Below are 20,634 nucleotides of genomic sequence, written 5' to 3'. Positions count from 1 at the left end.
GGGGGCGGGGCCGCATTTGTTGCTGTCGAAAGTATGGGTAAAGGAGTGTTTCGATGTTGAAGCGTTGCAGGTGTTGGCTCTCGGTCCTGCTGGCCTGTCTGCTGTCGGCAACGGCCTGGGGATCGGAGCGCTCGGAGTACGTCGAGGGGCAGGCCCTGGTGGTGCTGAAGGGCGGGGTCTCGCACGTGACGGCCGCGGACGTCTCCCACGGGGGGGCCCGAAGCCAGCTGAACCGCGTGGCGGCCTCCGCCCGGGCCCGGGTCCTCAGCACGTATCCCGCGCTGTCCGAGGCATCCGGCAGGGAGGTCTTCGCCCTGGTGGCGTCGGACCATAAGACAACGGAGGAGCTAGTCCGGGAATTGGAGAAGAACCCCAACGTCCTGGCCGCCTCTCCGAACTACAGGGTCTACCCTTTGAAAAGCCCGGACGACCCCCAGTATGCGGACGGCAGCCTTTGGGGGATGAAGAAGATCAGAGCCCCGGAGGTGTGGGATACGACGACGGGCAGTCCGGACGTCTACACGGCGGTCATCGATACGGGCATCGCCAGGGACCACGAGGACCTGAAGGACCGCTTCAGCTTGAAGTACAGCCGCAACTGCTGCGGTGGAGAGGAAAAGGACATCGAGGACAGGAAGGGCCACGGGTCCCACGTCTCCGGGACCATCGCGGCGACGGGGAACAACGCCAAGGGCGTGGTCGGGCTCAACTGGAACGGGGGGATCATCGCGCTCAAGGTCTTTCCGGACGGGAAGGACGGCGCGTCGGACGCCGACATCGCGAAGGCCCTCGACTACCTGACGAAGCTCCTGCAAGGGAACCCCTCCTTGAAGGTCCCCGCCGTGAACCTGTCGCTTGGAGGATACGAGCGCAACAGTCCGGGGAAAAACGTTGGATCGCCCATGTGGCGGGCCTACAAGGCGCTGAGCGACCTGGATCGGACCGTGATCGTGGTCGCGGCCGGAAACGAGGGCCTTGAGGTCGGCAGGCCGGCGCCCTTCACGGATTACTCGAGGAGCGTCATCCAGGGCTATTACAACTACCCGGCCTCCTACATCGGGATCGATAACCTCGTTGTCGTGGGCGCCATGCGGAGCGACGATCAAGGGGCCTCCTTCAGCAACTGGAGCGACACGAACGTGGACATCGCGGCCCCGGGGGTCGGCATCCTGAGCACGATTCCGAAGGTTGCGCCGGACGAGAACGGTTCGCCGTACAACAAGGATTACGTCCAGTGGAACGGGACCTCCATGGCGGCGCCCCACGTGGCGGGGGCGGTCTCCCTTCTGGCCTCCGCCTTCCCGGACAAAAAGGCCTCGGAGCTCAAGGCGGCCATCCTGGAGGGGGCGAACCGGGATATCAACCCCGTCGCGAACCCCGACTCGGAGAGCTCCAATCACAAGGGGCTCAACGCGCTGGGGCAAAAAATTTCCGTCTGGGGAATGCTGGACGTGAAGGGTGCGTACGATCGGCTCAAGACCGGAGGCTCCACCTCCCCTCACCCCATCGAGGTCCCGCGGGACTCCTGGAACATCTCTGTGGGGCCCGGAAGGGCGGGATATAAAAAGGTCGTCCTCACGGCGAGCTTCGACCTTAAGCCCTTGAAGGGCAAAGCGCCCGGTGCCGTAAAGGTTTTCTGGAGGAACGACCCGGAGAGCGTTCAGGCTGTCCTGGACGTTTCCTCAGAGATAGGGCGAATCCGCATCGAGGGGACAATCTCGGAGGACCTGTTGGACTATACCGTCCTCAGGAGGCTCACCTACGAGGTCGATAACCGCAGCTTCGCCGCAAAACTGCAGGGTGCGCCCATGCTTCTCCGCAGGATCGCGGGGTATCCGCCCATTCCGCCGTCCCCGGTGGTCTTGAAAAAGGAGAGCTGGAAGGTTTACGTCAACGAGGACTCTTATGAAGACACCTGTCGAGTCTGGGTGGAGGTCCCCTTCAATACGGGGTGGCGCAGCCCGTCGAGTCCCGACGTCCAGGTCGTTGACGTCCCGGGAAGTGAGTTGATCCAGGCGGCGTACTTCGACTACGCACAGGACGGAAGCGGTTGGCGGCTCATCTGGAGAGGCAGGATACCGACTGCCCGGCTCAAGGAATTCGGGATCGCCTCCATCCGATACAGGGTCAGGGAGTGGGATGACGTGATGGAGGCGACGCTGACTCCATCCCCAATAATGATCAGGGATATGCGCGGCTTCAAGGACCCTTCCGATCCCACGCCGCAGCCGAACCCGAACCCGAACCCGAACCCCAATCCCAACCCTGGGCCCAACCCACAACCCAACCCCAATCCCGGGCCCACTCCCAACCCTCAGAACCCCACGCCGGACAAGCCCGATCAGTCAGCCCCGGACAAGCCCACGGAGCCCTCTCCCGGCAAGCCCGACAAGCCGTCGCCGGACACGCCCAGGCCGAATGAGCCGACAAACCCGGACGACAACGCCGTCCCCAGGGACCCGGAGCAGTGGGGAATCTCCGTTGGTGAGCCGGACGCTGCGGGGAACGTGCCCGTGAGGCTGCAGGTGAGGATATCGCTGCCCAAGCCGCCGGTCGCGGGTTCCCTGAAGGCGGACGCCACCGGGTTCGTCCCCGGGACGCTCACGGTCGAGGCCATCCAGGAAGGCAGCGCGAGGGCCTTGGCGGAGGGGCTGGAGGCAGAGGCCCTGGAGCAGGAGGTTACATCTGCCCAGGCCTCGAGCTACGGGCTTCGTATCTCGGGCAAGGTGGCCAGGGGCCAGTGGGATACGGCCAGCATCCGGGCGATACGCTGCAGGCTGGAGGGCGTCGAGGGCGAGAGGACCATCGGCCTGGGCGACCAGGGAATCCTCCTGAAGTCCATGAAGAAGCAGGAGCCCGAGGCGAAACCCGAGGAGAAAAAGGCCTCCGGGAGCGGCGGATGCAATGCCGGCCTCGGCGGGCTGCTCCTGCTGTCCATAGCGGCTCCGTTCCTTCGCAGACGCTGCCGGTAGGATCGCATTTTGTATCCATACAGGCTCTTGGGCAAGGCAAAACGTCCCTCTCCCAAGAGCGGATGGCGAAGGACCCAAAGAAGTAACGCAACCGTCGGTGCGGGAGGCCGCTGAGACGGACGAACGGCTCCCCGCGCACACGCCTCCCTCACCGGAGGGCGTCTTTGGCGCGCTCTATTCCTGACTTGAGGTCCTGCCTGTCGCGAGGCAGGACCTCGCTTTTTGAGGTCTTCTTGTTGGTTGAGGCCTTCTCGCCGGTGAGGGGCTACGGGCTGGACGACGTTTCCGCTGCGCCGATCGAAGAACGCGCAGGAGAGGCACCCGGAATCATCGGGCGAAGAAGCGCTTGGGCCCCTTCCCGAAAGGGGGCGTGGAAAGAATGACAGCGCTGCTGCAATCTGTAAACCTCATTTACCGTGAATGGCTGTCACCTACGGACCTTTTTATCTTCCATCCCCTGCCGTTGCATTCGGTATCGCAAAGCTCGGCTACCTCCTTACCAGATGGACGGCGAAGCCGCCTATCTCCTCGTCAAGGTAAGCGACTGTGAGAGAGCCCATGCTGTCGCGCTTTTCCGTATCCGGCCTCGTCTTAACGCCCAGGTTGGCCAGCCAGGCAACGGCGCGGTCAACGCTGTACGTCGCAATGGCGATGTGCCCGTTCTTCCCCAGGTAAGGGCTTTTCATAAACTCGAACCCGACACCTGCGAAGATGCTCGAATTTCCGGGTTTTGACGTAAAACTGAACAGTTCCTCCATCCGTGCAGCGTCCCTCCTGGCTGCGTCCTCGTCCGGGTCGTTGATCCCGACGTGACGCAGCTCAAAACCCAGTCCTGTTATGACGGCTTCACGGCAAAGCTTTGTTATCTCATCGTACTTTCCTGCGGCTATGGTATCGGGCTTTACCATCCAGCTCCCTCCAACTGCAAGGACGTTCTTAAACGCGAGGTAAGAACACATGTTCTTAAGGTTCACGCCGCCGGTCGGTATGTACATAACGCTGCCGTACGGCCCGGCGAAAGCTTTCAGCGTATTCACACCGCCCGATTGCTCCGCAGGGAAAAACTTCAGAACGGAAAGCCCCGACTCAATGCCCTGCTCTATCTGAGAGGGGCTGTTGACGCCGGGAGTTATTGGAATATTGTTCTCGATGCACCAGCGCACGACGTTGGGGTTGAAACCGGGGGAGACCATGAACTTTGCTCCCGCAGCCCAAGCACGCTTCGCCTGGTCGATGGTGGTCACAGTGCCGGCGCCGACCATGATTTCGGGTAGCTCCGCTACGAGCTTCTTGATGGACTCCTCCGCCGCGTCTGTGCGGAACGTCACCTCGACAATGGGGATACCGCCCGCGATCAGCGCTTTCCCCAGGGGGACAGCCTGCTCCGAAGAGTCCAGCTTCACTACAGGGACTATGCCGATGTCCCTGATTTTTTTGATTACGTCAATCATAGCAATCACCTCTTAATACACTGGCATAACCTGCCCCTACCTTCAGCACACCATGCCGATTTTCACAGGGATGTATCATGCAGGACGTTAAAACCCATGACTGAATGAATGAGAACCCCACTCATCGCCAAAAATCCCCTGCAACAGCCTCACACACGGTGCGTGTCCCATCGCTTTTTAAATGCACCTCTGAAGCTGAAGCACGTTGACCTATGGGGGCACGACTGTTTACCTTAGACTCCAAGATAGGCCGCCCTTACACGCTCATCCGTCAAAAGATCCTTTGCAGCACCCTGCATTGTGATAGTTCCAGTCTCCAGCACGTAAGCGCGCGAGGCGGTCGTCAAAGCCAGGAAAGCATTCTGCTCAATGAGCAGTATGCTGGCGCCGTTCTCGTTGATCTGCTTGATTACGCGGAAGATGTCTTCAACGACGATAGGCGCAAGCCCCATTGAGGGTTCATCCAGCATCAGGAGCGTCCCGTTAGTCATCAGCGCCCTGCCCAACGCCAGCATCTGCTGTTCGCCGCCGGACAGTGTACCAGCCTCCTGTCCTGCCCTTTCCTTCAAACGGGGAAAAATGCAAAACACCCGCTCCAAGTCATCTCTGACGGCCTGCTTATCCGTTGCCAAGGTGGCTCCCATGAGGAGGTTCTCCGTCACAGTCATCCTGGGGAACACCCGCCGCCCCTCCGGCACATGGGATATCCCCAACTCCACAATTTTATGAGGCTTCATTTTTGTTAATTCTGCACCTTGGAATACGATAGAGCCGTTTTTAGCGTGTTCCAGACCGGATATTGTGCGTAGAATCGTGGACTTCCCCGCGCCGTTGGAGCCAATCAGCGCCACGATCTCTCCTTTGTCCATTTCAAAGGATACCCCCTGCACTGCCTGAATGGCACCGTAGGAGACCTGCAGATCCCGTACTTCAAGCATTGGCATCTTGGTATCCCCCTCCAAGGTAGGCCTCAATGACGAGAGGATTGGTCTGCACCTCAGACGGCAGACCTTCAGCAATGGTTTTCCCAAAATCCAGCACCTTTATTCGGTCAGCGATGGGCATAACAAAGTTCATGTGATGTTCGATGAGGATAATGGTCAGGCCGAAGTCCCGCCGAATCTTGGAGACCAGTTGAGCCATATCCTCCAGTTCCGCAGTGATCATGCCCGCCACAGGTTCGTCCAACAACAGTATCTTTGGAGCGGTCATCAGCGCACGCGCAATCTCAAGACGCCGCTGATCTCCATAAGGCAGGTTTTTAGCCGGGATATCCGCCTTATCCGCTAGGCCCAGGCGCGACAGCAGTTCCATCACCTTTTCGTCCAATGCCCGTTCGCTGCGGATCATGCCAGGAGTACGCAGAAGACATTTGAAGATATTTTGTTTGTTGCGCATAGTATGGGCCATCTTTACGTTGTCAGCCACCGTGGCATTGGAAAACAACCGAATGTTTTGAAACGTGCGGGCGATACCACTCTGCGCAAACTGATAGGGCTTCAGTCCCACCATGTTTTCCCCCTCCAGTGTGATGACACCAGAGGTGGGCTTATAGATGCCGGTGAGCATATTGAACACGGTGGTTTTTCCGGCACCATTGGGGCCAATCACGGCAATCAGTTCGCCCTTCTCCACTTCTAAATTAAAGTCGTCTACCGCACAAAGGCCGCCGAACATAATGGAGAGGTTTTTAACTTCCAGCAGACTCATGACTCTGCTCTTTTCTCGCGTATTCTTTTTGCAGCGAACAGCGGCGTTTCATATAGGGAGGCACGGGAAACGCGCATAAAAGGAAGCTCTTTTCCTCCACAAAGCCCCTCGGAGCGATACAACATCACAACGACCAGAATGACCGCATAAACCGCCAGCCTCCAATCCGCAAGGAAGCGTAGTATCTCCGGCAGCACGGTCAATAACGTAGCCCCAAGGACAGACCCGGTCAACGAACCTGAGCCACCCGCGTAGAGGTAGACCAGAAAATCAGAACTCTTTGTGAAACTGAAAGAGTCAGGTTGGATAAACGCCAGCACGTGCGCATACAGCCCCCCCGCTACGCCGGCAATGAAAGCGGCAATGCAGAAAGAAATGATTTTATAACGGGTGGTATTGATTCCCATTGCATCAGCTGCAATCTCGTCATCCCGGATGGCCAGGAACGCCCTGCCGTATGGGGAGTAAATCAAGTTGCGCAGCAGGTACAGCGTCACAGTCACGAAGAACAGTATCCACGCGAGGTTGGAATAGTTGGGAATGCCTATCATGCCGCGAGCACCGCCGATAGGCTGGATGAGACGTAAAATTGCCCTGACGATCTCGCCGAAAGCCAGCGTAACGATAGCAAGATAATCGCCCTTGAGCTTCAGGGAGGGCAGCCCTATCAGCGCGCCCACCAAAGCCGCGACGCACCCTCCCGTCAGCAGACTCAATAAAAAGACAGGCACATGAGCCGCCGCAGGAATACTTTTGCCGTGAAATACTATTGTGGTGACTACTGCGGCGCCGTAAGCGCCCAACGACATGAAGCCGGCATGGCCGATACAGAACTGCCCTGTAAACCCGTTGACCAGATTTAAACTGGCCGTCATCATGATATTGATGCCGGCAAACATCATTACCTGGATATAGTAGGCGTTAAGGACTCTCATTGAACGCAGGAGCGTTACAAGAACGTAGAACAGGAACACGAGCGCGGCTGGATATACGCTTTTAAACAGTTTTTTCATATTCATCCGACCCGCCTCAATATCATACTTTCTCAATGACAAACTTGCCCATAATGCCTGCGGGCTTTACCAGGAGAATAACGATCAGAATAATGAAGCCCACAGCGTACCCGAAAGTGGAGTTGATAGCCGTTGCAAAAATCTGGGCGATCCCCAGGATAAATCCTCCCAACATGGCGCCGCGGATATCGCCGATACCGCCAAGCACGGCAGCCACGAAGGACATGTTGCCCAGCCAGGACCCCATATACACGTCAACCTGGGGATAAGCACTGGCATAGCAGATGCCGGATACGGCTGCCAGCGCACCGCCTATGAAGAACGTGATGGATATGACCTTATTCACATTGATGCCCATGAGGGACGCCGCATCCCTGTCCATGCTGACCGCGCGCATTTGACCGCCTATTTTGGTACGGTTGACCACAAAATAAAGCGCCATCATCGTGACGGAGGCCAAAACGATCATGATGATCTGTGTGGTTGTGATGGACGCCCCCATCACCCTGAAAGTTACGGGTTGGAACAAAGTCGGAAAAGAGCGTGGATTAGGGCCAATAAACGGCAGAGCACGCGGAAAATTCTCCAGAAACATGGAAACCCCAACCGCCGTAATCAGTGCAATCATCCTTGGCTTGTTACGCAGCGGACGATATGCAATGACTTCGGTCCCCACAGCAATTCCTCCGGTACCCAGCATGGCGATAATGATGATGATTCCCACAATCAGCATTGGATACGTTCCATCAATCTGACTGCCGTCAAACAGTTTTGCAATAAAATATGTTCCCAGAGCGCCGATCATCAGGAAATCGCCATGGGCAAAATTGATCATTCCCACAATCCCGTACACCATGGTGTAGCCAAGCGCCAGCAAAGCATACACGCTACCCAGCTGCAAACCATAAATAAGAAATTGAAGGATGGTGGCCACAGAAACACCCCCTCTGCTCTCTTAACCCTCCCATTCACGCACCTTGCTCAAACGTCTACCACAAAAAATCATTCCGCGGGTAAATTAATTTCAATGTTCTTTAATCAGGGTTGACAGCGGAAACAAAATGAGAAACGCCCTTGCTGTCGTACTGCATGATTACCGCCCCTTTGACGGGATTTCGGTCCTCGCCCATGTTCATTATACCTGACGGCTGCTCCAAACCTTTCAGGGAGGCCAAGGCGTCGCGAACGCCCTCACGGCTGATTTCTCTTACGTTCTCCAAGGCATAAAGGACCATCTGCGTCGCCTCGTAAGTCAATTCGGCATTGGAGTTTGGCAACTCCTGGGGGAACATGGCTGTGTATTTCTTCACGAACTCAGCGGCCGCAGGAGCGGTGGACTCGGCGGAGAAAGCGGATACATAGGCGACGCCCTCTGAAGCAGAACCCGCCACCTGAGCGACCTCTGGGGTATCAGCAGAATCGCCGCAGACAATCGGGCAGGTAATGCCGGCAGTGCGGGCCTGACGAATCTCAAGTCCCAATTCCACGTTCAGGTTCGGCAGCAGCAAGCAGTCGGCATTTTGGGCCGCCAACTTGGTCAGCTGTACGTTGTAGTCTTTCACGTCGGACCCGGAGTATTCCTCGATAGCCAAAACACGACCGCCCAGGGCCTCAAAATTTTCGATAAAGGCGTCTTTCAAACCAACGGGGTAGGCGTCGGCGTTGTTGAACATGATGCAGGCTGTTTTATAGCCGGCATTCCAGCAGTATGTCGCCGCAATCTTTCCTTGGAAGGGGTCGATAAAGCAAGCGCGGAAAATATAATCTCCAACCTCCGTCACGGCTGTGTTTGTAGCGAACGTGGGAATATTGGAGCAGCCGGCGTTTTGAGCCACGGGCCCCGCCGCCAAAGCACACTTTGAGGAGTCGGGGCCGACAATGGCTATAACCTCTTCCCCCTCAATAAGCCGTTGGTACACATTGACGGTCTTTTCCTCCGCCCCCTCGGTATCCATGTAGACAAATTCGATGTCATACTCTTTCCCCTGGACAGTGATTTTACCATTCAGCTCTTTTTCAATGACTTGAGCTCCATGACTACTGTATCTACCGGCCATGGCCGCAGAGCCTGACATGGGAAATGCAAAGCCAATCTTTATTTTCTCCAGATCTTCCGCGGCAGAAAGCGCCCCCGTCATTTGCAGCAGTGCAGCCAAAGTCATAATGAGCACAAGAAATTTTTTCATGATACGCCTCCTGTTAATAGCCTGTTCACTTAAACGTTTGAGCAAGGTACGCTAATGAAAAATTATCTCGTCCATACCGCGGCACGGGGGTGGCGAAATCATCCATTGCCCCGCAAGATGCCCGCCATCTAGAATAAATTCTGCGCGTTACCTCTGAACCCTGCCGGAAGCATCCCCTCCCATGAGCGTCAAAACGTCGTCCCTGCTGACGCGGTTGAAATCGCCGTAAATCGTGTGTTTGAGCGCCGATGCCGCAGCTGCAAACTCGAGAGCGGCCTGCAGACCGTCCAGGTTGTTCAGGCCCCAGATAAGCCCCGATCCGAAAGAATCCCCGCCGCCGATGCGATCCACAATATCGCGAATTTCATATTTTTTGCTGACGTAAAACCTGTCTTTCGACGCCAACACTACGGACCAGTTGTTCCAGTCCGCGCTCATGGACTCGCGAAGGCTGACGGCGAGATATTGAACGTTTTTATACGTCGCCATGATTTTACGAGCGAGTGCCTCATACTTCGAGGCGTCGAGCTTTCCGGAGGTCACGTCAACGTCGAGTTCAATCCCAAGACACTTCTGGCAGTCCTCTTCGTTGGCGATCATGACGTCGATGTACTGCGCCATTTCGCTCATGACCTCTTTCGGCGTCTTGCCCCACTTCCACAACTTCTTGCGATAGTTGAGGTCGCAGGAAACAGTCAGCCCCTTTTCCTTCGCGCGCTTCATGGCTCCCAGCGCTGTTTTTGCCGTCCCCTCCGCGATGGCCGGCGTGATGCCCGTCGTGTGGAACCACTTTGCACCGTCAAAGACGATATTCCAGTCAAAATCGCCGGGCTCCACTTCAGACACGGACGAATGCGCGCGGTCATAAATCACTTTTGAAGGGCGCATATTCGAGCCGGTTTCCGTATAATAGACGCCCAATCTGTCGCCGCAGCGCCTGATGAAGCGCGTATCGACGCCAAAACCGCGTAGTTCGCGCAACATGGCGTCCCCGATTGGGTTGGCGGGTGCGGCCGTCACAAAGGCCACGTCCTCGCCATAGTTTGCCAGCGAAACGGCCACGTTGGCCTCCGCACCGCCAAATGTCGCTTCAAGGCGAGGCGTCTGGAAGAGTACGTCATGACCGGGCGGAGTCAACCGCAACATTATTTCGCCAAAAGTCACATACTTTGCCATCGTTGTCACCCCTTTTGTTAAATTTTTGCGCAAAACGTGCGGAGTCTCTCAAGAGCCTCCAGCAGTTTTTCCTCGCCACAGGTGTAAGCGACTCGTATAAAACCTTCGCCGCACTCTCCAAAAGCGCTTCCCGGGATGCACACAACGCGCTGTTCAAGCAGGAGACGCTCGCAAAATCTCTGACTGGTCATGCGAAACGCGCTGATATCCGGAAAAGCATAAAACGCTCCCTCAGGCTCGTTGCAGCGAATCCCTTCGATATTGGAAAGCCCTTCGAGAAACGCTTTTCGCCGCCCGGCAAAGACGTCCCTCAACTCTTTTGTCAATTCAGGGTGATTCAGGGCAACGACCGCCGCATATTGGCCAGGTGCATTGACGCAGGCGTTAAAATTTTCCTGGCACTTGACCATGCGGTCAATGACATCTGAAGGACCTGCGGCATAACCAATCCGCCACCCTGTCATCGCGTAAGCTTTTGAGAAACTGTTGACGACGACGGTTCGTTCCTTCATGCCCGGCAACGAGGCTATGGACCGATACGGCAGCGAATCACCATAAGTCAATGTATTGTACACTTCGTCAGTGATGACAAGAATATCGTGCCTCTGGACTACTTCTGCAATTTTCTCCACATTGCTCCAAGGCATCACCTCGCCTGTAGGGTTGTTGGGAGAGTTAATCATCAGCGCCTTTGTTCTGGGCGTGATAAGAGACTCGATGACTTCGGCACTCATCTGGAAATTATCCTGACTCTTTGTCGGTACGCGCACTGCCTTGCCTCCGCAGTATTGTACCTGTGCGACATAATTCAGCCACTGCGGATCCTGAATCAGCACTTCATCGCCTTCATCAAGGATTACCAGAAACAAAAGTGACAAGGCACCCATTCCGCCATTCGTGATAATTATTTCAGTCCATGGGTCGTAGCCTATTTCCTTGACCGTTGATTTTTGTGCTATCGCCTCGCGCAGCTCAAACGCACCCGCGTTGGGAGTATAATGCGTTATCCCCTTATTCAAGGCTTCAGTAGCTGCCTCGCAAATCAGGCTTGGCGTGGGCATATCTGGCTCTCCTATACCCATGCTGATAACGTCACTCATCCCAATCGCCTTGTCAAACATAGCACGGATTGCCCCCTGCTCCAATCCTTTCGCCTTTTTGTTTAAGAAGTTCATTGTTATTTTCTCCTGGAAAAGCGCCTGAAAATCACACGGCAACCGCTTCCGTCAACAGCTTGGCGTACTCAGTGATCTTATGAAACTTTCCAGTTTCGATCCATTCACTGTTTACAAGATTGCCACCGACACCAACGCCCACGGCCCCTGCAGCAAGAAACTCATTGATATTGTCCTTATTAATGCCGCCGACAGCGAGAATATCTACATTGTTAATAGGGCTTCGCACCGCTTTGAGATAGCTCACACCAAATTGAGCCGCAGGGAAAAGTTTAACCATATTCGCTCCCGCATGATGCGCTGTCAAAATTTCTGAAGGGGTGAGCGCGCCAGGAATGGAAACAAGGCCAACGTCCCGAGTGCGCCGAATGACGTCAACGTTCGTATCCGGTGATACAATAAATTGCCCGCCGTATTTTGCCGTTAAATCCACGAGTTCTGGCGAAGTGACCGTACCGGCACCAACCAGCAACTTGCCGGGGAACTGTCGTGCGACCTCTTGAATCGCGCCAGCCGTACTTTCCCAGGTCTCCGGTCTTTTTTGGTCATACGTGATTTCCATAGAACGAATACCGCCGTTGAATAACGCTTCTGCGACCCTTAAGCAAATTTCGCTCTCAACACCACGAAGTATTGCGATAATTTTTCCCTGTTTAATCCATTGTGCGGGATCACCCACTCCAGTCATCTCCTTATTTCATATAATGAAATAGCTTATCGTGTAGTGGTAGAACATAATGCTATACTATAAGAGTTTTTACGGATTGTCAAGAGGCATCTGAAGAGAAAATAAGGAAGTGACGTCCCTTGGTAAACAGTTCCGGAAGCCCCGTGAGATCTATCGACCGTGTGTTGGATGTGATTGAAGCACTGTCAAACCAGCCTCATGGCGTCACATTGACCAATTTGTCGTCAAAGGTAGGGCTTCATATCAGCACCACACACCGTCTTTTGTCTTCCCTTACCGCGCGCGGCTATGCACAGCAGGACAAGGAGACGGGGAAATACCGATTGACGATGCGCTTATTTGAAATAGGCAGCCGTATTATCGGTGGAATGAATCTGGTATCGATTTCGAGGCCATACCTCGAGCGTCTTGCGGAATTGACCAACGAGGCGATACATCTGGTAGCTCGCGATGGGGATGAGGTTGTTTATCTATATAAAGAAGACATGCGGGAAAGTATCGTGAGCATGGCATCTTTCGTGGGGATGCGAGCACCGATGTACTCCACTGCCGTGGGTAAAAGCATCCTGGCGCGGATGTCCGAAAATGAGGTCAAGGACATCTGGAACAGGATTGTCGTCATACCTTTTACGAAAAACACGATCACTCATTATGACGCACTACTCAGGGAATTACAGATCACTCGCGAGCGGGGCTGGGCGGTCGACAACGAAGAAAATGAGCCTGGCGTCCTGTGCGTTGGAGCTTCTATTATAGATTTTTCGGGAACCCCCATAGGAGCTATCAGCGTATCGGGGCCGGTTATTCACATGAGCGAAGAAAAACGTAAGCTATGCACCAGGGAAGTTGTAGAAAGCGCGAGGGCGATATCCGGGCTTTTAGGCTTTCAGGACAACCCTTGACATCCACGCTAGTCACCGACTACCCGTTTGGCTTTACAAGGCTGAGGCAACGGCAAAAGAGGCGTCCAGAGCATCAGGCGAGGCCGCTTGAGGCGGCGGACTGCATATAGCAACGAGGCTGGAGGGGTTATCGAACTCAAGAGCGGCCCCTCCGCCTCATTTCGTGTTGAGACTTTATAAAACGCGATCACGTTCCATTTCTTTTGGACACCCCGTCAGGATCGGGGCACCTTTTATGTGACGTCAGACTCCGCTGGAGAGGCGACCTTTTCGACCAGCCGTTTTCCCAGTTCACGGGCATTTTGAAGGTCCTTCGGGAACTGCTCCGCGCGCTGTCTGGCCTTGTCCTTTTCGTTGAACAGGGTGACCTCGTAGCGGGAGTAGTCGCTGAACTGGTACGTGTCGTAGGCGCAGAGCGCCTCGCTGTAGCCGAAGGTACGCTCGAGGGCGTCGGCGTTCGCCCCCAGCAGGGTGGAGTAATGAAACCGCTCTGCCGATCCTTCCGGGCAGTTCATGGTGTAGATCATCGCCGTGGGGACCGTCTTCTTCAGGACCCGCCTCTCCTTGATCCCGTAGATGAGCAGAGGGAACATCAGCCGCTCCAGAAAGGCGCGCGCCGAAGCAGTGGGACAGCCGAGATAGACCGGGCTGCCGATGACGATGACGTCCGCCCCCCGTGCCTTCTCCAGGGTCGGAGTCAGCGGGTCGCGAAAGGCGCAGAGGCCGTTCGTCCTGCTGCCCTTCACCTTGCAGGCGAAGCAACTGACGCACCCCTTAAAGGCAGCGTCGTACAGGTGTACCAGCTCGGCCTCCGCACCGGCCTCCCTGGCCCCCTCCATCGCACTCTCCAGCATCTTGTGGGTGTTCCAGTTTTTGCGCGGACTTCCGTTGACAAACAACGCCTTCATTTCTTACCCCCTAGATTTTCCGCCCCCTCAGGGCCTAGCATTTCCTCTCTTCTTCGGCTCCTTGGAACAAAACGCCGCAGCGCTCCGCTCAAACGACATGGTGGACCACCTCGGTCCAAACCTTGATGTGTTGATGTGTCCGCTGCCGTACGTCTGGTGCGTTTCCCTTTGACGTTTATCGCGAATTCAGTGTATTATTATGAGAAGCAAAAAACAAGTACGCAGTTTTTTCTTTCTTAAAACTTGGGAAGGGGTTTGAAGGGCTCATGAAGGGGTCAAAGGATTCAAAAACAGAGGACTACGCCGCGCGCTGCCCGCTGCTCTACGTGATGGAGTTGATCGGCTCCAAGTGGAAGCTGCCGATCCTTTGGTGTCTGAACGACGAGGACGGCCTGCACTACAACGAGCTGAAGCGCCGCGTTCATGGAGTGACCAACACCATGCTGACGAAGTGCCTTCGCGAGTTGGAGGAAAAAGGCCTGATTTTCCGCCATTCCCTTGGAAGCGTGCCACCCTCCGTGACCTATCACCTGAAGGAGGACGGGAAAAGCCTTATGCCGGCCCTAGAGGGGTTATGTAGCTGGGGGATGGCCTACCTGGAAAAGCGGAGGGAGCGTCCCGCCTGCTAAGTGCTCCAGCCCTTCGGCGCCGTCCCGCATTTCTCGGCGTGGCCCGACGCCTTGCAGGACGCAGAGGCGCCTCGTCCAGCCTTTGAGCTGGATACCAACGCCTCTGCATCGCTCCCGTCCGGCGGGGCCTCGGAGGACGATTCCCCCGCCACGAACGCGCAGCAGGAGAGGTTACGCCGACGCGCGCCCTCAAAAAAAGGCCTACTCCTCCTCCAGCAGTCGGTTCTCCATGATCTGCTTTGCGGGGTCGAACTCGTCCGAGATCTGCAGGTAGTACTCCGCGCAGTCGATCAGGGCCTCCATGGGCAAAAGCCCGACGACCTCGCTCTCCACGACGCTGACGCCGTAGCGCCGGGCCTCCATCTTCACGGCCTCGAAGGCGCGGTATACCGCCGTCTTCTGATAGTTCACCAGGTTCATCGACACCTGTGCCATGTGCCTGTCGCTCAGGTCCACGCCGATGGCCTTGATGAAGCGATAGCCGCCGCTGAGGTTGCGGACCCGCTTGGCGATCCTGTCCGCGATCTCCAGGTCCGGCGTGCTCAGGTTGATGTTGAACGCCACGAGGGGCATCCGGGCGCCGACCGCCACCACGCCCGCCGTGGGGTGTATCCGCCCCGCGGGGCCGTAGTCCGGCGTCCACATCGCCGTGTCCTTCAGCTTCTCCGGCATCCCCTCGAACTGCCCCTTGCGGATGGAGGCCAGGTTCTGGCGGTGCGGCGCGGTGGCGGAGTCCTCGTAGAGGAAGACGGGAATCTGATAGCGGGACCCGACGGCCTCCCCCACCTCCTTCGCCAGGCGGTCCGCGTCCTCAACCGTCGTGCCGCGGCAGGGGATGAAGGGCACCACGTCCACGGCCCCCATCCGCGGGTGCTGGCCCTCGTGCTTCGTCAGGTCGATGAGCTCGACGGCCTTGCCGAAGGACGCCAGAACGGTCTCCTTCAGGGGCGCGGGCTCTCCGATGACGGTGACCACCAGCCGGTTGTGGTTGGGGTCCGTCTGGTAGTCCAGAAGCCGTACCCCTGCCTTGCCGCGGAAGCAGTCCACGATCTGCTCGATCTTCCCCGCGTCGCGCCCTTCGCTGTAGTTCGGCACACACTCGATAAGCTGTTTCATGTACAGTCCTCCCTTAGTTTTCTGCGCAGCGGCCCTCGTACCGAACCGCCGCTGCGACGGCCTTGACCCTCTCCGTCGCCCTGACGCTCCACGCCTCCCCGTCGAGGTTTGAGGCGTGCAGCGTATCGCCCGCCCCCAGGGACCAGGTCCCGTCCCCGCTCACGACCTCCGCTGCCCCCTCAAAGCAGAAGATGAGCAGCTCCTCCGCTCCCGGCAGCGCGGCGGCCAGAGCCGCCGTCACGTCCGTCCTCAGGCCGGGGCCGCCCACGATGGGGATCATCGTCCCGGCGCATCGCCCCTTGCGCAGCATCAAGTTCAGGTCCACGACCTTCCCTCGGGCCTGCGTGGTGACACCCCCGTCGAAGGCGTAGGGCTCGAACTCCGCGAAGTCCCGCCAGGTCGTGTCATCATGGGAGAGGCGCAGCAGGCCCCGAAGGGAGAGGATCACGCGGTTGTAGTCCGGCAGGCTGGTGTAGGTGCTCTCCTCCACCTCTGCCGTGGCGGTGCTGAAGCGCCACAGAAACTTCCGCTCGGCGTAAAGGCTGCCCACCGGGGCGATCGCCAGCTCCGTCGTCCGCCCGCCGCTCCAGTCCGTCACGCGGTAGTTCGAAGAATGAAAAACTCTTACGATGCTCATCTCACGATGCCCTCAGAACTTTCTTGCTGAAAAACTCCTCTGTCTGCCGCTGCAAGGTGGACAGGCCCCATGGGCCGGACTGCCCACACCCCCTCTATTCGGGTTATCTACGTCTATCGTATCGAAAGGCGTTTCGCTGTCAAGAGGCCCGACAGGACGTGTCGTTGATCGGTGACTTTACCACTGATCAACGACACCCCCATTAGGAGCTATCAGCGTATCGGGGCCGGTTATTCACATGAGCGAAGAAAAACGTAAGCGATGCACCAGGGAAGTTGTAGAAAGCGCAAGAGCAATATCCTGGCTTTTAGGCTTTCAAGACAACACTTGAGTCCACTCCACTCACCGACCACCAACCTGGCCTTACAACGCAGCAGCAAAAGAGGCAGCAGATTGCGGCGTCACAACGAGGCTGAAGGGGCTGTTGAACTCAAGGGACAGCCCCTCCGTCCCATTTCGTCTGAACCCTTCGTTAAACCCGATCGCGCTGCCGTTCCCTTTGGACGCCCCGATCCTGTCGGGGCGTTTTTCTATTCGACGTCAGTCCCCCTTTGGGAGGCGGCCTTTTCAACCAGCCGTTTTCCCAGCTCGCGGGCGTTTTGAAGGTCCTTCGGAAACTGCTCCTCGCGCTGCCTGGCTTTGTCCTTTTCGTTGAACAGGGTGACCTCGCAGCAGGAGTAGTCGCTGAAGGAAAGCTTCAGCTTGATGATTTTGTCCGCTACGTTTCTGAAACGATTGGCCAGATGTTACAATGTCCGTTAGAAGTCCCTGAAATGCCAGGGGCGAAGCGGCGACCACGATGCCTCACGGAGGGGTGTGCGGGTTACCTGCGTCGGGTATCGAGGAAGGATGGTAACTCATTTTTGGCATATCCCGTCTGCAAGGCCACTTTTTCACAGGACAAGGATGGACAGCCGCTCCCGAAGAAACTCTATACGGGCGAGGTCATCGAGGCGGATTGTCCCTTGGATTGCGGGCGGAAGGCGCGGCAATTCAGTGGCACTTACGGGAAATTTTGGCGGTGCTCCTGTTCTCCTGGCGTGACGTATAAGGACGTGGATGGAAAACCCGTTGTGCGTGAGGAACGTCTCCCAAGGTTTCCTGCCCTGTGCGTGGCTGCAAGGGCAAGGCGGAGAAGTTCAACGGCAAGAACGGCCCGTTCTGGAAGTGTTCAACGTGCCGAAACTTCTTTGACGACGTGGATGGCAAGCCAGTGATCCGAAAGAAAGAGAGGTAGCAAAATGTCCAAGAATCGTATCGTTTTGTTTGGTGTGCTCGGTGTTGTGATGGGGTTGGTGCTTGGCGTCTTTGGGCGTGATTTCATAGTGGCCAGCGAGAAGCAGAAACTTGAAGCACAGAAGGCCGAGGAGGCGGTTGCTACCAGTATCATTGTTCGACTTAAGCAGGCAAGTACTGACCTTTCAATGTTTCGCATGAAAAATGGCAAGGAAATAGGTGAAAACTATGACCTTGGGGCTGCCTTGAATACCCCGGAACGGATCAGAGAGAAACTGGGAGATATATACGCTGATGGACGTTGGGTTTTTCAGAGCAACGCTGCGGGATGGTGGATAGGCTATAAGCTTGATGGTGTATCAAACGCTGTACGCCAGAAGATTGCGAGCCAAGCACGTTTTTCCAATCTTTTTAAGGCCACAGACAAAAGTGATGCCAACGTATATGATGGAGGAGATATCGTGTTTTTGTATGACTATGTCCCAGAAACATTCAAGTGGTGAAAAAAGGCCGGAGAACGGCCCGTTCTGGAAGTGTTCAACGTGCCGGAACTTCTTTGACGACGTTGACGGCAAGCCAGCGATCCGAAAGAAAGAGAGGTAGCAAAATGTCCAAGAATCGTATCGTTTTGTTTGGTGTGCTTGGTGTTGTGGTGGGGTTGGCGCTTGGTGTCTTTGGGCGTGATTTCATAGTGGCCAGCGAGAAGCAGAAACTTGAAGCACAGAAGGCTGAGGAGGAAGCCAAGATAAAGGCTATGATGACGGGGATACCCGTGGACGCTTCCCAAGAATTTATCGCAGCGAAAACTTTGGTAGATGACATGAAAAGCTTGAAGGCCATGCTTTTGATATTCTACATGGAACACATAGAGCAAGAAGTTGATCTGACAAAAACTTTGGATACGCCGGAGCACATCAGGGAAGTGTTGAAAAAGAAAGTGAGGAATGTCGAAAAATACCTTGATGGTAACTGGATTTTTCAAGGCAACACCAGTGATTGGTGGATTGGCTATAACCTTGATGACGGCTTCAAAAAACAGGCCTCTGAGATTGGCAAGGAACTTGTGAAGCGGGCCGAGAGAAATGGTCTTTACAAGGACATGAATGGAAATCTTTACGATGGCGGCGGTAAAGTTTACATGAAAGTTCATTAGCCAACGTAAAGGGGGGCTCTGCGCCCCCTCTTTCATATATCTCGTTCAAATGTTAACCGCTGATATCAACGGTACACCAAAGAGGGCGCACAGGATCGGTTCAACGTGCCGAAACTTCCTTGACGACGTGGACGGCAGGCCAGAAATACAGAAGAAAAAGACGACGAAGGAGCGTGTTGAGAATTGATTTCAAAAAAACTGGTAATTTTGTTGTGTTCGACATTCCTTGTAACAGGCTTGGCCTGGGGCCATGCCGGGCAGGACTTCAATGAGCCCAGTGAAGAAGAGAAGTTTAAGGCTAAAGTTGAATACGGAAATCAGGAGTTTGAGAGAAGGCGTGAGGAGTTTAAAGCTGCTCTGGCATTTCTACACGAATTTGGTCCGCTGGATAATGCGTTGGGTAGATTATATGGTCAGAAGGGAATAGACGGCCACAATATTGGGAGTGTACTTGATACACCTGAACATATTGAGGAAAAACTGGGAAAGTATCTTGGTGATAACATTGACAAGTACACGGATGGGAGTTGGTTTTTCCACGGTGATAAGGATGGCTGTTGGATTGGTCGTAACGTTAATCTTTCTGATGCAGATCGGAAGTTTGTCATAAAAGCCGCTTCATCGTATAAGTTGTATAAGAATCCCAACAAGGATGATGGCCTTTACGATGGAGGGAATACCGTATATATGTATCATGATGAAAGAGGAAATTTTAGTTGGTGAGTTGTTTTTTAGCATTGGCGGCGGTATAGTTTGCAGGAAGGTTCGTTAACCAACGCGAAGGGGGCTCTGCGCTCCCCTTCACGCCAGCCTGTTGTAGGGAAAAACACCCCGGCGGCGACCAAAGGACTTCCCCAGCCGATCAGGCGTGGCGGCTGTTTGCCTCAAGGGCAAGCAGGGGCACGAGGCCCCAAAGGGCAGAATATTGCACAGGCAGGAGCGGGGGGAGGAAACCGATCAGGAAAGCGGCGGAGGTTAAAATTTTGTCCCTCTGCGACGCCTGCGGCAAGGCGTCACCTTCCCAGAACCTGCTGCCTGACCTTCGCCTGCGTCTTGTCCGGGATGGGCTCAACGAACTCGATCCTGGCGTTGCTGTATCGTATTGCAAGGACGTCGCCAACGGAGGGTTTCCTGTCGCCTGGAAAATCTCTCAGATCATGAAGGTAGACAGCGTTGACGGAGGAGCTCTGAATGGCGTGCGTGTTTGTGACTTTCAGAATCTCTCCTCTGTAGCAGTGGTCGCCTTTGGGGTTGGGACGGAAGACCTGACCATCTTCTCCAACCAGCTTTCGGGCTTCCGCCTTGGCGGCGGCGCGTTCGAGGAACACGGCCTTTTCCTGGAGTTCTTTGAAGTTCTTCAAACCCGCGTTCAGATTGGACGCTCTGGCGTTAAAAAAGTCCACCTCTTCCGACGTCCTGAAGTTCTTCCTGGAGACCTCAAGAGGTGGAAGTTTTTGTCAAAACGTAAAAACCCCGCTTTTGAGCGGGGTTTTAAAGGTAACCGGACTGTGCCGGATCATCTGCTGGAGCGGACAACGGGGTTCGAACCCGCGACCCTCAGCTTGGGAAGCTGATGCTCTACCAACTGAGCTATGTCCGCTTGTCGTGTCGCAGCCTGGGGACGAACGCCACCCCTGACTGCCCGTGTATTATACCCCAGGGGAAAACTTCTGGCAAGCTTG

General features: G+C 55.6%; 19 protein-coding genes and 1 tRNA gene. 6 read left to right on the top strand and 14 right to left on the bottom strand.

The annotated features are described in order from the left end of the window. Window positions 1-53 precede the first annotated feature (53 nt). On the top strand, window positions 54-2,972 hold the full coding sequence (locus ACK28C_RS06995; protein ID WP_409151980.1) for a S8 family serine peptidase: 2,919 nt from the start codon (window positions 54-56) through the stop codon (window positions 2,970-2,972). Window positions 2,973-3,460: 488 nt separating this feature from the next. On the opposite strand, the gene ACK28C_RS06990 is transcribed toward ACK28C_RS06995, so the two are convergent. The 9 genes from ACK28C_RS06990 to ACK28C_RS06950 form a co-directional block, all read right to left on the bottom strand. Continuing rightward, window positions 3,461-4,423, bottom strand: coding sequence for a bifunctional 4-hydroxy-2-oxoglutarate aldolase/2-dehydro-3-deoxy-phosphogluconate aldolase (locus ACK28C_RS06990; protein ID WP_015556400.1), 963 nt, complete (start codon window positions 4,421-4,423; stop codon window positions 3,461-3,463). Between the two features lie 233 nt (window positions 4,424-4,656). Then, window positions 4,657-5,361, bottom strand: coding sequence for an ABC transporter ATP-binding protein (locus ACK28C_RS06985; RefSeq protein WP_208873996.1), 705 nt, complete (start codon window positions 5,359-5,361; stop codon window positions 4,657-4,659). Next, window positions 5,354-6,133 carry an ABC transporter ATP-binding protein gene (locus ACK28C_RS06980; protein WP_015556402.1) on the bottom strand — a complete coding sequence of 260 codons (780 nt, stop codon included), beginning with the start codon at window positions 6,131-6,133 and terminating at the stop codon, window positions 5,354-5,356. Before ACK28C_RS06980 ends, ACK28C_RS06985 begins: the two co-directional genes overlap by 8 nt. Then, the gene (locus ACK28C_RS06975; protein ID WP_208872959.1) at window positions 6,130-7,152 is read right to left on the bottom strand and encodes a branched-chain amino acid ABC transporter permease; all 1,023 of its coding nucleotides are present in this window, start codon (window positions 7,150-7,152) and stop codon (window positions 6,130-6,132) included. Before ACK28C_RS06975 ends, ACK28C_RS06980 begins: the two co-directional genes overlap by 4 nt. A 16-nt stretch (window positions 7,153-7,168) precedes the next feature. Further along, window positions 7,169-8,080: a branched-chain amino acid ABC transporter permease gene (locus ACK28C_RS06970; protein ID WP_208872961.1), complete on the bottom strand. Its 912-nt coding sequence runs from the start codon at window positions 8,078-8,080 to the stop codon at window positions 7,169-7,171. 100 nt (window positions 8,081-8,180) lie between these two features. Continuing rightward, complete coding sequence (locus tag ACK28C_RS06965) at window positions 8,181-9,332, bottom strand: ABC transporter substrate-binding protein (RefSeq protein ID WP_015556404.1); 1,152 nt, start codon at window positions 9,330-9,332, stop codon at window positions 8,181-8,183. Between the two features lie 147 nt (window positions 9,333-9,479). Beyond that, window positions 9,480-10,508: a sugar kinase gene (locus ACK28C_RS06960; RefSeq protein WP_015556405.1), complete on the bottom strand. Its 1,029-nt coding sequence runs from the start codon at window positions 10,506-10,508 to the stop codon at window positions 9,480-9,482. 17 nt (window positions 10,509-10,525) lie between these two features. Continuing rightward, on the bottom strand, window positions 10,526-11,683 hold the full coding sequence (locus tag ACK28C_RS06955; protein ID WP_015556406.1) for a pyridoxal phosphate-dependent aminotransferase: 1,158 nt from the start codon (window positions 11,681-11,683) through the stop codon (window positions 10,526-10,528). Window positions 11,684-11,714: 31 nt separating this feature from the next. Next, a complete protein-coding gene (locus ACK28C_RS06950; RefSeq protein ID WP_208872963.1) occupies window positions 11,715-12,362 on the bottom strand; it encodes a bifunctional 4-hydroxy-2-oxoglutarate aldolase/2-dehydro-3-deoxy-phosphogluconate aldolase in 648 nt (215 codons plus the stop codon). A 152-nt stretch (window positions 12,363-12,514) separates the two neighbouring features. On the opposite strand from ACK28C_RS06950, the gene ACK28C_RS06945 reads away from it, so the two are divergent. Continuing rightward, the gene (locus ACK28C_RS06945) at window positions 12,515-13,273 is read left to right on the top strand and encodes an IclR family transcriptional regulator (RefSeq protein WP_409151979.1); all 759 of its coding nucleotides are present in this window, start codon (window positions 12,515-12,517) and stop codon (window positions 13,271-13,273) included. A gap of 233 nt (window positions 13,274-13,506) precedes the next feature. Here ACK28C_RS06945 and ACK28C_RS06940 read toward each other — a convergent pair whose 3' ends face one another. Beyond that, a complete protein-coding gene (locus ACK28C_RS06940) occupies window positions 13,507-14,181 on the bottom strand; it encodes a flavodoxin family protein (protein ID WP_015556407.1) in 675 nt (224 codons plus the stop codon). Window positions 14,182-14,447: 266 nt separating this feature from the next. Here ACK28C_RS06940 and ACK28C_RS06935 point away from each other — a divergent pair, with 266 nt between their 5' ends. Then, entirely contained in the window at window positions 14,448-14,810 is a 363-nt protein-coding gene (locus ACK28C_RS06935) for a helix-turn-helix domain-containing protein (protein ID WP_015556408.1), read from the top strand. Between the two features lie 201 nt (window positions 14,811-15,011). Here ACK28C_RS06935 and ftcD read toward each other — a convergent pair whose 3' ends face one another. Together ftcD and ACK28C_RS06925 are read right to left on the bottom strand one after the other, a co-directional pair. Next, complete coding sequence (gene ftcD / locus ACK28C_RS06930; RefSeq protein ID WP_409151978.1) at window positions 15,012-15,926, bottom strand: glutamate formimidoyltransferase; 915 nt, start codon at window positions 15,924-15,926, stop codon at window positions 15,012-15,014. A 13-nt stretch (window positions 15,927-15,939) separates the two neighbouring features. Then, window positions 15,940-16,563, bottom strand: a complete 624-nt coding sequence (locus ACK28C_RS06925) for a HutD family protein (protein WP_409151977.1) — start codon at window positions 16,561-16,563, stop codon at window positions 15,940-15,942. Between the two features lie 1,241 nt (window positions 16,564-17,804). Between ACK28C_RS06925 and ACK28C_RS06920 the strand changes: the two genes are divergently transcribed. From ACK28C_RS06920 to ACK28C_RS06910, 3 genes are all read left to right on the top strand, one after another. After that, complete coding sequence (locus ACK28C_RS06920) at window positions 17,805-18,302, top strand: hypothetical protein (protein ID WP_015556409.1); 498 nt, start codon at window positions 17,805-17,807, stop codon at window positions 18,300-18,302. A 104-nt stretch (window positions 18,303-18,406) separates the two neighbouring features. Continuing rightward, window positions 18,407-18,952, top strand: a complete 546-nt coding sequence (locus ACK28C_RS06915; RefSeq protein ID WP_015556410.1) for a hypothetical protein — start codon at window positions 18,407-18,409, stop codon at window positions 18,950-18,952. A gap of 183 nt (window positions 18,953-19,135) precedes the next feature. Further along, window positions 19,136-19,675, top strand: coding sequence for a hypothetical protein (locus tag ACK28C_RS06910; RefSeq protein ID WP_208872968.1), 540 nt, complete (start codon window positions 19,136-19,138; stop codon window positions 19,673-19,675). 290 nt (window positions 19,676-19,965) lie between these two features. Here ACK28C_RS06910 and ACK28C_RS06905 read toward each other — a convergent pair whose 3' ends face one another. Next, the gene (locus tag ACK28C_RS06905; protein ID WP_409151976.1) at window positions 19,966-20,313 is read right to left on the bottom strand and encodes a hypothetical protein; all 348 of its coding nucleotides are present in this window, start codon (window positions 20,311-20,313) and stop codon (window positions 19,966-19,968) included. A gap of 163 nt (window positions 20,314-20,476) precedes the next feature. Further along, window positions 20,477-20,552 (bottom strand) — tRNA-Gly (locus ACK28C_RS06900). Window positions 20,553-20,634: the final 82 nt, after the last annotated feature.

It is taken from the genome of Fretibacterium fastidiosum, from assembly GCF_964642095.1.
Taxonomy (GTDB): Bacteria; Synergistota; Synergistia; order Synergistales; family Aminobacteriaceae; genus Fretibacterium; species Fretibacterium fastidiosum.
This window is presented reverse-complemented; position numbering and strand designations above follow the sequence as displayed.